The 12081-nt window shown below is 64.2% G+C and carries 13 protein-coding genes; 3 read left to right on the top strand and 10 right to left on the bottom strand.

What is annotated here, in order from left to right:
* Positions 1 to 4 precede the first annotated feature (4 nt).
* From AB4Z42_RS08415 to AB4Z42_RS08400, 4 genes are all read right to left on the bottom strand, one after another.
* On the bottom strand, positions 5 to 901 hold the full coding sequence (locus tag AB4Z42_RS08415; RefSeq protein WP_442008660.1) for a universal stress protein: 897 nt from the start codon (positions 899 to 901) through the stop codon (positions 5 to 7).
* An 8-nt stretch (positions 902 to 909) separates the two neighbouring features.
* On the bottom strand, positions 910 to 1794 hold the full coding sequence (locus AB4Z42_RS08410) for a universal stress protein (protein ID WP_442008659.1): 885 nt from the start codon (positions 1792 to 1794) through the stop codon (positions 910 to 912).
* Positions 1795 to 2098: 304 nt separating this feature from the next.
* Complete coding sequence (locus AB4Z42_RS08405; protein WP_442008658.1) at positions 2099 to 2323, bottom strand: hypothetical protein; 225 nt, start codon at positions 2321 to 2323, stop codon at positions 2099 to 2101.
* 8 nt (positions 2324 to 2331) lie between these two features.
* A complete protein-coding gene (locus AB4Z42_RS08400) occupies positions 2332 to 2586 on the bottom strand; it encodes a hypothetical protein (RefSeq protein WP_442008657.1) in 255 nt (84 codons plus the stop codon).
* Positions 2587 to 2809: 223 nt separating this feature from the next.
* On the opposite strand from AB4Z42_RS08400, the gene AB4Z42_RS08395 reads away from it, so the two are divergent.
* Positions 2810 to 3214: a nitroreductase gene (locus AB4Z42_RS08395; protein WP_442008656.1), complete on the top strand. Its 405-nt coding sequence runs from the start codon at positions 2810 to 2812 to the stop codon at positions 3212 to 3214.
* A 443-nt stretch (positions 3215 to 3657) separates the two neighbouring features.
* Here AB4Z42_RS08395 and AB4Z42_RS08390 read toward each other — a convergent pair whose 3' ends face one another.
* Both AB4Z42_RS08390 and AB4Z42_RS08385 read right to left on the bottom strand, forming a co-directional pair.
* The gene (locus tag AB4Z42_RS08390) at positions 3658 to 4443 is read right to left on the bottom strand and encodes a universal stress protein (protein ID WP_442008655.1); all 786 of its coding nucleotides are present in this window, start codon (positions 4441 to 4443) and stop codon (positions 3658 to 3660) included.
* Positions 4444 to 4559: 116 nt separating this feature from the next.
* Positions 4560 to 5441 (bottom strand): universal stress protein, encoded by an 882-nt coding sequence (locus AB4Z42_RS08385; protein ID WP_442008654.1) that lies wholly within the window; start codon positions 5439 to 5441, stop codon positions 4560 to 4562.
* A 189-nt stretch (positions 5442 to 5630) separates the two neighbouring features.
* Between AB4Z42_RS08385 and AB4Z42_RS08380 the strand changes: the two genes are divergently transcribed.
* A complete protein-coding gene (locus AB4Z42_RS08380) occupies positions 5631 to 5861 on the top strand; it encodes a hypothetical protein (RefSeq protein ID WP_442008653.1) in 231 nt (76 codons plus the stop codon).
* Positions 5862 to 5863: 2 nt separating this feature from the next.
* The gene (locus tag AB4Z42_RS08375; RefSeq protein ID WP_442008652.1) at positions 5864 to 7228 is read left to right on the top strand and encodes a wax ester/triacylglycerol synthase domain-containing protein; all 1365 of its coding nucleotides are present in this window, start codon (positions 5864 to 5866) and stop codon (positions 7226 to 7228) included.
* Positions 7229 to 7297: 69 nt separating this feature from the next.
* On the opposite strand, the gene arcC is transcribed toward AB4Z42_RS08375, so the two are convergent.
* The 4 genes from arcC to arcD are packed head-to-tail and all read right to left on the bottom strand — an operon-like array spanning position 7298 to position 11993.
* Positions 7298 to 8215 carry a carbamate kinase gene (gene arcC / locus AB4Z42_RS08370; protein ID WP_442008651.1) on the bottom strand — a complete coding sequence of 306 codons (918 nt, stop codon included), beginning with the start codon at positions 8213 to 8215 and terminating at the stop codon, positions 7298 to 7300.
* A 12-nt stretch (positions 8216 to 8227) separates the two neighbouring features.
* Positions 8228 to 9232 (bottom strand): ornithine carbamoyltransferase, encoded by a 1005-nt coding sequence (locus AB4Z42_RS08365; protein ID WP_442008650.1) that lies wholly within the window; start codon positions 9230 to 9232, stop codon positions 8228 to 8230.
* Between the two features lie 26 nt (positions 9233 to 9258).
* The gene (locus tag AB4Z42_RS08360; protein WP_442008649.1) at positions 9259 to 10518 is read right to left on the bottom strand and encodes an arginine deiminase; all 1260 of its coding nucleotides are present in this window, start codon (positions 10516 to 10518) and stop codon (positions 9259 to 9261) included.
* Positions 10515 to 11993 (bottom strand): arginine-ornithine antiporter, encoded by a 1479-nt coding sequence (gene arcD / locus AB4Z42_RS08355; RefSeq protein ID WP_442008648.1) that lies wholly within the window; start codon positions 11991 to 11993, stop codon positions 10515 to 10517. The genes AB4Z42_RS08360 and arcD overlap by 4 nt, the downstream gene beginning before the upstream one ends.
* Positions 11994 to 12081: the final 88 nt, after the last annotated feature.

Here is a 12081-nt window from a genome sequence, read left to right as displayed (position 1 = left end):
ACAGCTAGCCTTCGGCAGTCGATCTGTGGCAGAGCATTACCGGAGCCGGACAATGGTGCAACAAGTTCAGGCCGGTGGATCCGAGCACAGCACCGGTCAGAAGACTGCGACCACGGCTGCCGACGACGACCAGTTGCGAGTCTGTGGCATGACGCAAGAGCGCCCTGCTCGGCCCTTCGGGCTCCACATAATACGTCACATCGACGTCCGGATAGCGTTTTGCCCACGGGCCGAGGACGTTGACCAATTCCTGCCACTGAAGCGCTTCGAGGCCGTCCCAGTCGATCAAATACGGTTCCATGGCCCCGAGAGGTGGTCGAAACGGCGCCCATGCATGGACGGCCTTGAGGCCAACCTTGAACGTATCGGCGAAGTCGAACGCGGACTGGAATGCCGCGGATCCCGTGTGCGGGCCGTCCACGCCGAGCAGGATGGGTTGATTCTCCGTCATCGCTCGGTCGTTTCCGCGCCATGCGACTACCGGACAAGTTGAATGTGCTGTGACGGCAAGTGTTGTCGAGCCAACCAACAATGCGGCCGCCGGTGAAACCAGCTCCGAACCGAGAACGACCAAACGAGCGGTGCGACTGCGTGAGATCAGAAGCTCGTCCACGGACTCGTCGGACTGCAATGTGTATATGGCAAGCCCGCGGAATGCCGCACGCAATTCATCTTCGGTCGCCTTCAGAGTCCCAGTGGCATGTTCGCGATGCTCGACAAGGGCGGCTGCTCGAATCGCGCGAGCAGCGTCGGTGAGTAGGCGACCCTGGCCCGGTATTCCGTTGATCAGTTCGAGCGGAGCCTCGAATCTCTGGGCGACGCCGGCGGCCCATTTCGCGGCGTTCATCGCCGCCGTGCTGCCGTCGACCCCGACGACGATAGCCCCTGTGCTGCTGGTCATTTCGGGCTTTACCGAGGCCGGACGACGATGACGGGCGCTTCGGCGGACTGAGCCACCTTCGAACTGATGGAGCCCAGCATCATGCCGCTGAAGCCTCCGCGACCGTGACTACCCACCACGACGAGCTGAGCCTTCTGCGATTCGTCGACGAGCCAACGCGCAGGCTGATCGCACACGATTCGGCGCTGGATATGGACGTCGGGATACCGCTCCTGCCAGCCGGCCAAACGTTCGGCCAGTATCTCGTGTCCCTCATCCTCGTACTTGTGCCAGTCCATTCCGAGGACGGGCAACACGCCCACATCACTCCATGCGTGCAACGCCACGAGATCCACGCCTCGGCGGGATGCCTCGTCGAATGCCAGCGCCGTCGCGTCCTCCGACGCGGGAGATCCGTCGATGCCAAGCAGGACCGGTGAGGTGACGTCGGGCGCTTGGGACTCCTCGGCGTGGATGATCGCTATGGGGCCGTGCCCGTGGTGAACCAGACCGCTGCTCGCCGAGCCCAGGAAGGTCCGCCCCAGAGCCCCCATGCCCCTGCTGCCCACAACGGTCATGTAGGCGTCGCGCGACCCGACGACGAGTGCCGAAGGGGCGTCCGTATGTCTTATCTCGGTACGGACGGCCGGTGGCTGCGATTCACCCGCGCTTGCCTGAACTATCTTTTGCGCCTTCGCGAGCACCTCATGGGCGCTCGCCTCCTGCGACTCGACGAAGCTCGACTCCAGATAAGCCACTGGCCAGCTGACACGCAATGGCGGGATGGCATGCATCAGGGTGAGCGGGAGGTCGCGCATGATGGCCTCGGTGGTCGCCCAGCGAATCGCGGCTTCGGACTCTGGCGATCCGTCGACACCCGCCAGGATGCCGTACTGCGCTTTGTCATCCGACATTTCGCATTCCTTCTCTACCGGTTGTGTCTACTTGTTCGAGAAGCGACCGTTGATATACGTGGTCGCGACCGCCATCGCAGCGATGATGACTGCGATCAGGACTGCGGCTGTCGGCCAGTCCATGGCGTCTCTCCTTCGCGATTCGGGAGTGTTCGCTGTTCACGCTATGTCCCGCACCGCCTGCGTAAGCAGGGTCGTTGGTCCCTTGGCCGAGTGCCGCTGGACCCTGGAAGCGTGGTGCGCACGGCAGGCCGTTCGACTCTGGCTTGGTGACCGTGCCACCGGCGACTATCGGCGCGTTAGGTCATCGTTGTCGGTCGGAGGGTGTGATGGAGACCTTCACCTTGAGTGCACGAACGTGCTGGATCGTGCGGTCCACCGCCGCATACGCGATGTCGCAGCCGCCGGATGGCATACCGGCGCATGGGTCGGGGACCATCGACCGATCAAACGTCGCACGCGTCTGCTCGTAGTTGGAAAAGTTCGGGTCGACTTTCCAGTCGTTGGCGGTCTTGCGAATGGTCGTCACGGAGACACCTACGATCCCGGCGTCGGAAGGACACCACGGCGCACGGCCGGACCGATATTGGCCATGACGCGTTCCAGCAGGAGGTTGTAGGAGTGGCCGTCGGTGAGGAGCGCGGAGGCTTCGTAATGCCGAAGATAGGCTTCGATGCGTCGGTCGATCGGCCAGTCGGCATAGATCTGACTGGCGAATTCGGATCGCAGAAACCGACAGGCGACGGCGTCGAGATCCTTGGTAGTCCGCTCAGCGGGCTCGGTCGGCGTCATGGGCATCCTTTGGTCATTTCGCGTCCCCATCCTTTTCGAGTCGCCTTCGCGGCACTAGAGACGAAAGTCACTAACGCCGCGGCTGTTTCGCCCCGAAGATGGACACTTCCGCACCGCGCGAACGGCCTGGCCAGTTGTCCGGGACTTCAGATGCCATAAGTCCTTGCGGGGTTGGTCCGGTCGGCCCTTTCGACCAGGTGAGGTGGCCGACGAGTATCGAGACATGCTCACCGAAACGCCGCCCATCAGGGACGCAATACGCAGCTTCAACAAGCTCGTGCTCAATCCGGCGATGATGCACCTGGCGGGCCGAAGGTATTGGTATGCGGCGGTCATGCGGCACACCGGGCGTCGGTCGGGGCGGCACTACGCGACCCCGGTGGTGGCCGACCGGATAGCGAATGGATTCATCGTGCCCCTGCCGTACGGAACAGATGTCGACTGGTTGCGCAATGTGCAGGCCTCCGGGGAGGCCGCCGTCTCGACAGGCGGCCACACATATGACGTCGTCGAACCCGAAATCATCGATGCGGCAACGGCAGGTCCTCAACTGTCGCCCGGGCGTCGACGAGTCTTCCAGATATTCGGAATCCAGCGCTTCCTCAAAGTGAATGCGGTCAGGAGCTGACATCATGGTGGAATGTCCTCAGGGCCAACAGAACCCGGACGGGTGGGCAGTTGTGCGGAGAATGCGGTAGCCCGATCGAGTCGACGCCGGACGACTCCTGGCGCCGGGCCAGCGATCACATTCATCAGCGGTGACGATCAGCACGCGGCGCCTTCTGCGCCGGCATCCACCGACCAGGGGGCGGTTTTGGCATGGTGGTCGCGGGCGCGTGAGCCCTTCACCGATCTCCAGCGGTCGCTAAACCGACGCGCAACGTGCGCTGGCCACTGTCGACCGCACGGCGATGGACGACGCATGTCGGCAGATGCATGACACCGCGGCGGTCGACCTTCGGCGCATCTGCCGGCGCCAACCCCAGGACTGACCAGCGAACTGGAGGCCGCGACCGAGGATGCGCATGAGGCCGCCCACATGTGGTCGGAGCTCCGTAGCCGCTGCGATTGTCAGTGCCGCACGACCAGCACCGAGGCCGCCCTACGGTGAAACAGCGGGTGCCCCGGGGGTCCGAGAATTTGCACTACTTCATCCGCGCGTGAGCCGTCGATCACGGCGAGCCGGACCCATTCGTCATGCTTCTTCAGGAACCGCGCGACATCGGCCCCATTGCTTATTGGGTAGAGGTGCACGTCGGGATAGCGCGCCTTCCATTTCTCGACACACTCGTCCAGACCGCCCCGATCACCGAGCATCAGAACCGGTGCGTGGCGCAGCCTCGCTTCGTCAATCGCACTCTCAACCACCGATTCGTTGTCGAGCTCGTCCGTTGCCGCGACGACGATCCAGTCGACGGCATCGCGCGGCACCTCGTCCTGAGGACGGATGATCGCGACCGGGCACTGTGCCTTCTCGGCGAGTTCGGTGGCGACTGATCCCAGTATCGCCAGCGCGGACCGGCCGATGCCGACCGATCCCACGCAGATCATGTCGGCAGATTCTGATTCCTCGATCAGGTTGAAAGCCGGTAACCCTGAAAGGATTGCGGTTTCGATCTTGACGGGCCGACCTGTGGCCTCGACCGCGTCCTGCGCCGCACGAATCGAGTTCTCCGCGTGGTGGATGTCCGCGTAGTAGTCCTCCGCGGAGGGGTGGGTCGCCTTCGTGACGTACACGAGGCGCAACGGCACACTTCGAGCGATCGCTTCGTCAATCGCCCACAGCGCTGCGTTGATCGCCGCGTCCGAGCCGTCGATTGCGGCGACAATCGGCTTGGGGGAGTTGCTCTCAGTCATCGTGCACTCCTATCCGCAGTTGATGTATCGACGCTATTGAGTTCCGACTACTGATGGGTCGGGCACTAGGTCCCTCCCAGCGGTCCCGCCGACGGGAGATGACGCTCGGCGCGAGGCTACGGCTGGCGTGCGACGATCACCGGCATGCGCGCTGACTGAACCACCGCCGCGCTGACCGAACCGAGCAGCATGCCGGCGAATCCTCCACGACCGTGGCTTCCGACGACGACCAGCTGCGCCTCTTCAGAGTGCTCCACGAGCTTGCGGGCCGCGTGATCGCAGACCACAAGGCGTCTGACGTTCACGTCCGGGTAAGTCTCCTGCCACCCGGCCAGTCGCTCAGCCAGCGCTGCATCCTCCGAGGACTTCATCGCCAGCCAGTCCATGCCGAGAAAGTCGCCCGCTCCGAATTCGGTCCATGCGTGCAGGGCGATCAGGTCTACGCGCCGGCGTGACGCCTCGTCGAAGGCGATCGCGGTGGCCAGCTCTGACGTTGGAGAACCGTCGATCCCGACGAGGACCGGCGCCTGTGCCGGATGCGGCATCAACGGATCTTCGTCGTGAATGACCGCCACCGGGCAATGCGCGTGCGCTACGACACCTGCGCTCACCGAACCGAGCAGATTGCCGATTGCACCGTGTCCGCGGCTACCGACCACGACCATCGCCGCGCCCTTCGACATATCCACGAGGGTGGGAACGGCGGTCGAATAGTAGATCTCGGTTCGGACGTCCAGGGGGCCGGCGTCCCGCTGAACCGCGGCAACGACACTTAGCGCCTCGTCAACGGCCTCGTGGGCCCGCTGCTGTTGCCATTTTCCGATGCCGGTCGGCAGGGGTGTGTGAGACAACGAGCCGAGAACGCTGCTGACGACGTGGACCAGGGTGAGCGGCGCGCCGCGTCTCGCGGCGTCACGTGCGGCCCAGTCGACGGCAACCTTGGCGGCGGCCGACCCGTCGACGCCGACCACGATTTCCGGGGGAGTAATCGAAGACATACGGCACGTTAAGGCCGCAGGGCTCCTTCAGTCGTGAGTCTTTGGTCCCCAGCCATTCGGCCGATAGGCCCCACCGACGCGTTGGAAACCAGGACCTAAAGCCCCTGAGGGACTGTGCCTTGGCCCCTACGGCGCCGATGCTCTGCAGTGGTCTGATCAACAGGTCCCACTCGACGAGGAGGCCACCCGATGAAGTCACAGAGGGTGCGAACCTATCAGCTCACTGACAACCTGCACGCGGGGCGGATGGCCCGGGTATCCGCCGATGGCATCGTCGCCACGGTATCGGCGTGGCTCGCGGAGTTGGATACCAGCAGCACGCTGGTCGACGACCTTGCCCACACGGTGCGCACCGGCGATTGGACCGCTGCACACGCCATCGCTGAATACCTGTCCATCGACGTGACCGTCGCCGCGTAGCCATGGCCGACTTCCTGCGCAACACCGATGCCTTCATGTGGTCGATGGAAAGCGACCCTCGACTGCGATCGACCATCGTCTCCCTCGTCCTGCTCGACCGGACACCGAATTGGGAGCGGTTGGTCGAGCGGTTCGAGCTACTGAGCCGGACCATGCCCATATTCCGGAAACGGGTGACGCCATCGCCAGTTCCGGCGCCGCCGCGCTGGCAGCTCGATACCGACTTCGATCTCGCGTTCCATCTGCGGCGCGTGACCGCTCCGCAACCGGCCACCATGGACACCCTCCTCGACATGGCGCGGGTGGCTGCGATGGCCGACTTCGACCGAGCACGTCCGCTGTGGGAAGTCACCCTGATCGACGGACTGGCCGACGGCGGTGCCGCGTTGCTGTGCAAGCTGCATCATGCGCTGACCGACGGGATCGGCGCAGTGCAAATCGCGATGACCCTGTACGACCGCACTGAGGATTGTGACGACCGTCCCTGTATGCCGCGCGTTCCGATACCGACCGCCGTCGGACCGCTGACCGGTGTTCTCGACATGATGTCCTACGACGCCGGGCTCGCCTCGGCGATCCTGACCGCTTCGTTCAAGGTTGCGCCCGCGCTTCTCGTGAACGGCATTCGACGCCCCGTGCAGACGCTTTCGGCCGTCGGCTCAGCCGTGGCGTCGGTGTATCGAACAATTCGCCCCATAAGCCAGCCCGGATCACCAATCATGCGCGATCGTGGCAAGATTCGTCGGCTTGCGGCGCTCAACGTGTCCACGGACACCCTTCACCGGGCCGGCGCCGTTGCCGGTGGATCACTGAACGACGCTTTCATCGCTGCGATCACGGGTGGGCTGCGGCGCTACCACGAGAAGCACGGCGAGTCCGTCGAAGACCTCTCGGTGTCGATGCCGATCAGCCTGCGGACGGCCGACGACCCCGTAGGGGGAAACCGGGCGACACTGATGCGATTCGATGTTCCTGCGGGCACAGTCGACCCGGCGCAGCGCATCCGCACCATTCACGATCGCACCAGCAAGATGCGCAGCGAGAAGTCGCTTTCCTACACCCAATCCATCGCCGGTGCGCTAAACCTGATGCCCCGCTGGTACATCGGGTCGGTACTGCGGCACGTCGACTTCGTGGCCAGTGATGTGCCCGGCATTCCGATACCTGTCTTCCTCGCAGGTGCCGCTGTGCGAATGCAGTATGCGTTTGCGCCCACTATCGGAGCGGCTTTGAACGTCACGCTGTTGTCCTACGTCGACACCTGCGCGATCGGTATCAACATGGATACCAATGCGATCCCCGACCACGACGTGTTGTTCGACTGCCTTGCTGCCAGCTTCGACGAGGTGCTGGCGCTCGCTTACTGAAACGTCCTCCCGGGCAGCCGGTCTGCATTTCATCGATCACGTAATACAACATTCCGGGAGCGAACGCGGTCAAGTCCTTACGCGGGTACCGGCGTCGCCGGCGACTATTTTGGCGATATCGGCCAGCGACCCTATGACCGCCTCGTTGCCGGTAGTTTGCGCGAAGCCGCACGCGGCTTGAACCTTTGGACCCATTGAACCCGCTGGGAGGTCGAGAGCGGCCAGCACTTCGGCGGTCACCGCGCCTAGGCGATCCTGGTCCGGGGTTCCCCAACCGGTGTACACCCCGTCGACGTCGGTGGCGATGACGAGGAGGTCGGCGTCGAGTTGCTCGGCCAACAGCGCCGAGGCGAGGTCCTTGTCGATGACGGCCTCGACACCGCGGAGCGTGCCGTCTTCGTCATACATTGTCGGAATCCCGCCCCCGCCCGCGCAGATCACAATGGTGCCCAGCTCCACCAGCGCGCGGATCGCGCGAATCTCGAAGATCCTCTTCGGTTTTGGGCTGGCGACAACTCGCCGGAACTTGTCTCCGTCGGGCGCGATAGTGCAGCCGCTGGCGGTCTTGAGTGCCTCGGCGGTCTCCCGGTCATAGACCGGCCCGATCGGCTTGGTGGGATGAAGGAACGCGGCGTCATCGCGGTCCACCTCGATCATCGTCAGCAGTGTGGCGAGCGGCTGATCGGACGGCAGTAGGTTGCCCAGTTCCTGTTCGATGACGTAGCCGATCATCGCCTCGGTCTGCGCTCCGAGCACGTCGAGGGGGTACGAAGCCACTCCATGAGCAAGATCGTGATAGGCCGCCGCCTGCAGCGCCAGCAGCCCCACCTGTGGGCCGTTGCCGTGCGCGATGACGATCTCGTTCCCAGGGACCACTTCGGCGATGGACTCAGCCGCCGTGCGGATGTTGGCCCGCTGGTTGGCCGCAGTCATCGGTTCGCCGCGCCGGAGTAGAGCGTTGCCGCCGAGGGCAATCACGATTCGCATGGATGGCCCTCGTCAGCTCAGTGCGGCCACTAGGACGGCCTTGATGGTGTGCATTCTGTTCTCGGCTTGCTCGAAGGCGATATTGGCCGGGCTTTCGAAAACGTCTTCGGTGACTTCGATCCCGTTGGCGAGATGCGGATACTGCCCGGCAATCTTGGCGCCGACAACGGTCTCCGAGTTGTGGAACGCCGGCAGGCAGTGCATGAATTTGACCCGCGGATTGCCAGCCGAGGCCATCAGTTCGGAATTGACCTGGAACGGGAGAAGCAGATCGATCCGGTCTCCCCAGGCCTCCACCGGTTCGCCCATCGACACCCACACGTCGGTGTAGATGAAATCGACTCCGCTCACGGCCTTGAGTGGATCGTCAGTGACGGTGAGGCGTGCCCCTGATGCGGCCGCGAACTCGAGGCACTGCGTCATGTGGTCCTCAGTCGGCCAGAGTTCTTGCGGTGCACCGATCCGGACGTCCATACCGAGCTTGGCGCCCACCAGTAGCAGCGAGTTCGCCACGTTGTTGCGGCCGTCCCCGACAAAGGCGAAAGTAATGTCGTGCAATGGCTTTGGGCAATGCTCCGTCATGGTGAGCACATCGGCCAACATCTGTGTCGGGTGGAACTCGTCGGTCAGGCCGTTGAATACCGGCACTCCCGCATACTCCGCCAACTCCTCGACGATCTCCTGGCCGGCGCCGCGATACTCGATCGCGTCATACATCCGGCCCAGCACTCGCGCGGTGTCCTTCATCGACTCCTTGTGGCCGATCTGCGACGACGCGGGGTCGATGTAGGTCACGTGTGCGCCCTCGTCGTAAGCGGCCACCTCGAACGCGCATCGGGTACGCGTGGAACTCTTCTCGAAGATCAAGGCGATGTTCTTGCCGGCAAGGCTGGCCCGGCCGACGCCGGAGTACTTCGCCCGCTTCAGATCTCGGGACAAATCCAATAGGTACAGCAGGTCGCGATCGGTGTGATGGACGAGGCTGAGCAGACTGCGATTGCGATTGTTGAACGCCATGGGGAAGTCTCCTTGGTGGACGGTGGTCAGGTGTACAGGGGATCGCGCAGAATCGGGCAGGTCATGCATCGACCACCACCGCGGCCACGGCCCAACTCGCTGGCGTCGATGGTGACCACCTCCACACCCGCCTTACGCATCGCCGTATTGGTCAGCGTGTTGCGGTCATAACCGATGACGACACCCGGCTCGAGTGCGACCACGTTGTTACCGTCGTCCCACTGCTCCCGCTGGATGCCGTACACATCGCCCGCCGTCGTGACGACCCGGAAGTCGACGCCGACCGCGTCACCGATCGTCTCGATCAGGCCCTTCGGTTCACGCCGGATATCGAGCCCCGATGGCGAGCTGTCGTCGGGCCGCAGGCTGATCGGGACGATCCCGTCGACGACCGGGGCGTAGGCCGTCACCAGGTCGCGATCACAGAATGTGAAGACGGTGTCCAGATGCATCGCCGAGCGCGTCTTCGGCAGGCTGGCGATGACCACCCGCTCCGCTGCGCCCGCGGCGAAAAGGTTGCGAGCTACCTGGGTGATCGCCTGATGAGACGAGCGTTCGCCCATGCCGATCACGACGAGCCCCTTGCCGATCGGCATCACATCGCCGCCCTCGAGGCTCGCCATTCCGTGGTCGGTGGGCCGCCCATCGGGGTCGCCCAGCCAGACCTCGTACTTCTCGTCGGCGAAGGCCGGGTGGAATTTGTACACCGCGGTGGTCAGCAACGTCTCCTGCCGCCGCGCCGGCCAGTACATCGGGTTCAGCGTCACGCCCCCGAAGATCCACGCAGAGTTGTCCCGCATGAACTGGGTGTTGGGCAATGGTCGGATGATGAAACCGGCGGGGTCCAACTCGTTGAACAACGAGAGAAAACCGCTGTCCACCTCATCGACCATGTCCTGATAGGCGACGCCGCCAATGAGGAACTCCGCCAACCGATCCGGGGCGAGCTCGCTCAGCCAGGCCCGGGTGTCGTGCGTGAGTCCCGGGCCCACCAGATCGTCGGTGAGCTTGCGGTCCAGCACCCAGTCGCGCGCGTCGGGTTTCGCCACCACGTCGGCGAGCAGATCCTGCAACTCGAGGACCTCGACGCCACGGTCGACCATTTTGGCGACGAAGTCGAAGTGGTCGCGGCGCGCCTGCTGCAGCCAGATCACATCGTCGAACAGCAACTCATGGCAGTTGTCCGGGGTGAGCCGTTGGTGGGCCAGGCCCGGTGCGCAGACCATGACACGCCGGAGTCGGCCCGCCTCAGACCAGACGCCGAGGCTGGATTCGGTCGCGTTCACAGGACCGACAGGCTTCCGGTGGCCATCAGTGCGACAGCGGCCACGGAGGTCAGTGTCACGACGGCGAGCACGCCCCATTCGGGCTTGGTGAACGCAGGCAGCCGGCTTTCCTTGCGGGCCCAGACATAGAGCGCGGTGCCGACGAGGTAGAAGACCGCAGCAACGAGCAGGTACTGCCAGCCACCGGCGTAGACCAGCCATACGGCGTACACGAGACCGAGGATGCCGATGAGCAGGTCGCGCGTCCGGCCGTGACCGGATTCATAAGTGTCGCCGCGAAGCGCCAGCATCACCTGGTACGCCGCAGACCACAGGTACGGCAGCAGGATCAACGACGTGGCCAGCAAGATCAGGTTGAGGTAGGTGCTCTCGTTGGCCAGTGTCCACAGCAGCATCGCCTGGACACAGATGTTGGTGAGCCACAACGCATTCGCCGGTGCGCCGTGCACGTTCTCCTTGGCGAGCGCCTTCGGCATCACGTGTTCGAGGGCGGGCAGGCGCAGTATCTCGACGCACAGCAGCACCCAGGCGATCAGGGCGCCGAGCAGTGAGACGACCAAGCCGATCGAGATGAACGCCGCTCCCCAGCTGCCCACCTCGTTTTCCAGCACCCCCGCCATCGACGGGTCGGGCACGCCTGCGAGCTCCGCCTGGGCCATCAGGCCGTAAGAGAGGAGGTTGACCAGGAGCAGCAGCGCCAGCACGCCGGCGAACCCCAGCACGGTGGCCCGGCCGACGCTTTTTCGCGTGGCGGCGCGCTGGGAGTACACCGACGCGCCCTCGATGCCGATGAACACCCACACCGTTACCAGCATCATGTTCTTGACTTGGGACATCGTGCCGCCGAGCGGAGCCCCGTCGATCTGTGTACTGCGGCCCCAGAAGTCGGCGTTGAACAGGCCGGCCTTGAATCCGACTGCGGCGATGGCGATGAACACCAGGATGGGCACCACCTTGGCGACGGTGACCACCACGTTGACGAAGGCGGCCGTCCGTACGCCACGCAGCGTCAGGGCGTGCACGATCCACAACACGACCGACGCGCCGATGATCGCGGGCACGGTCGCGCCCCCCTCGAATGCCCCGAAGAAATAGCCCAGGGTGGAAAAGAGCAACACCAGATAGGCCACGTTGCCCACCCAGGCAGACACCCAGTAGCCGAAGGCAGCCGTGAAGCCGATGTAGTTGCCGAAGCCGGCACGGGCGTAGCCGTAAACGCCGCCGTCGACGTCGGGCTTGCGGGTGGCCAACGTCTGGAAGACGAAGGCCAGCATGAGCATGCCGACACCGGTGATCACCCATCCGATGAGCAGGGGGCCCGGAGCGGCGCTGGCCGCCATCTGTGAAGGCAGTGCGAAAATGCCGCTGCCGATCATCGATCCGACGACGATCGCCGTCAGGGCCGCCAGTCCGAGGCCACGTTTCGCCGCAGGGGGACGGGCCGGTTCGGGTCTCGTCAGTACGGTTTCGGACATCGTTGTCTCCCAAGTCGAATGACGCGAGGTCACAGAGATCGCCTCGCGTCACTGACGGTAGGGATGCCGCACCTCGGGTTGAGGAGGC

The sequence above is a fragment of the Mycobacterium sp. 2YAF39 genome (assembly GCF_052114565.1).
In the GTDB taxonomy this organism is placed as follows: Bacteria; Actinomycetota; Actinomycetes; order Mycobacteriales; family Mycobacteriaceae; genus Mycobacterium.
This window is presented reverse-complemented; position numbering and strand designations above follow the sequence as displayed.

What these genes read in the sequence shown, in the direction of transcription:
- AB4Z42_RS08380 (WP_442008653.1), top strand. Translation starts at nt 5,631, where the DNA reads ATGAAGTCACAGAGGGTGCGAACCTATCAGCTCACTGACAACCTGCAC.
- AB4Z42_RS08390 (WP_442008655.1), bottom strand. Translation starts at nt 4,443, where the DNA reads ATGACTGAGAGCAACTCCCCCAAGCCGATTGTCGCCGCAATCGACGGC.
- arcC (WP_442008651.1), bottom strand. Translation starts at nt 8,215, where the DNA reads ATGCGAATCGTGATTGCCCTCGGCGGCAACGCTCTACTCCGGCGCGGC.
- AB4Z42_RS08415 (WP_442008660.1), bottom strand. Translation starts at nt 901, where the DNA reads ATGACCAGCAGCACAGGGGCTATCGTCGTCGGGGTCGACGGCAGCACG.
- AB4Z42_RS08385 (WP_442008654.1), bottom strand. Translation starts at nt 5,441, where the DNA reads ATGTCTTCGATTACTCCCCCGGAAATCGTGGTCGGCGTCGACGGGTCG.
- AB4Z42_RS08395 (WP_442008656.1), top strand. Translation starts at nt 2,810, where the DNA reads ATGCTCACCGAAACGCCGCCCATCAGGGACGCAATACGCAGCTTCAAC.
- arcD (WP_442008648.1), bottom strand. Translation starts at nt 11,993, where the DNA reads ATGTCCGAAACCGTACTGACGAGACCCGAACCGGCCCGTCCCCCTGCG.
- AB4Z42_RS08410 (WP_442008659.1), bottom strand. Translation starts at nt 1,794, where the DNA reads ATGTCGGATGACAAAGCGCAGTACGGCATCCTGGCGGGTGTCGACGGA.
- AB4Z42_RS08375 (WP_442008652.1), top strand. Translation starts at nt 5,864, where the DNA reads ATGGCCGACTTCCTGCGCAACACCGATGCCTTCATGTGGTCGATGGAA.
- AB4Z42_RS08400 (WP_442008657.1), bottom strand. Translation starts at nt 2,586, where the DNA reads ATGACGCCGACCGAGCCCGCTGAGCGGACTACCAAGGATCTCGACGCC.
- AB4Z42_RS08365 (WP_442008650.1), bottom strand. Translation starts at nt 9,232, where the DNA reads ATGGCGTTCAACAATCGCAATCGCAGTCTGCTCAGCCTCGTCCATCAC.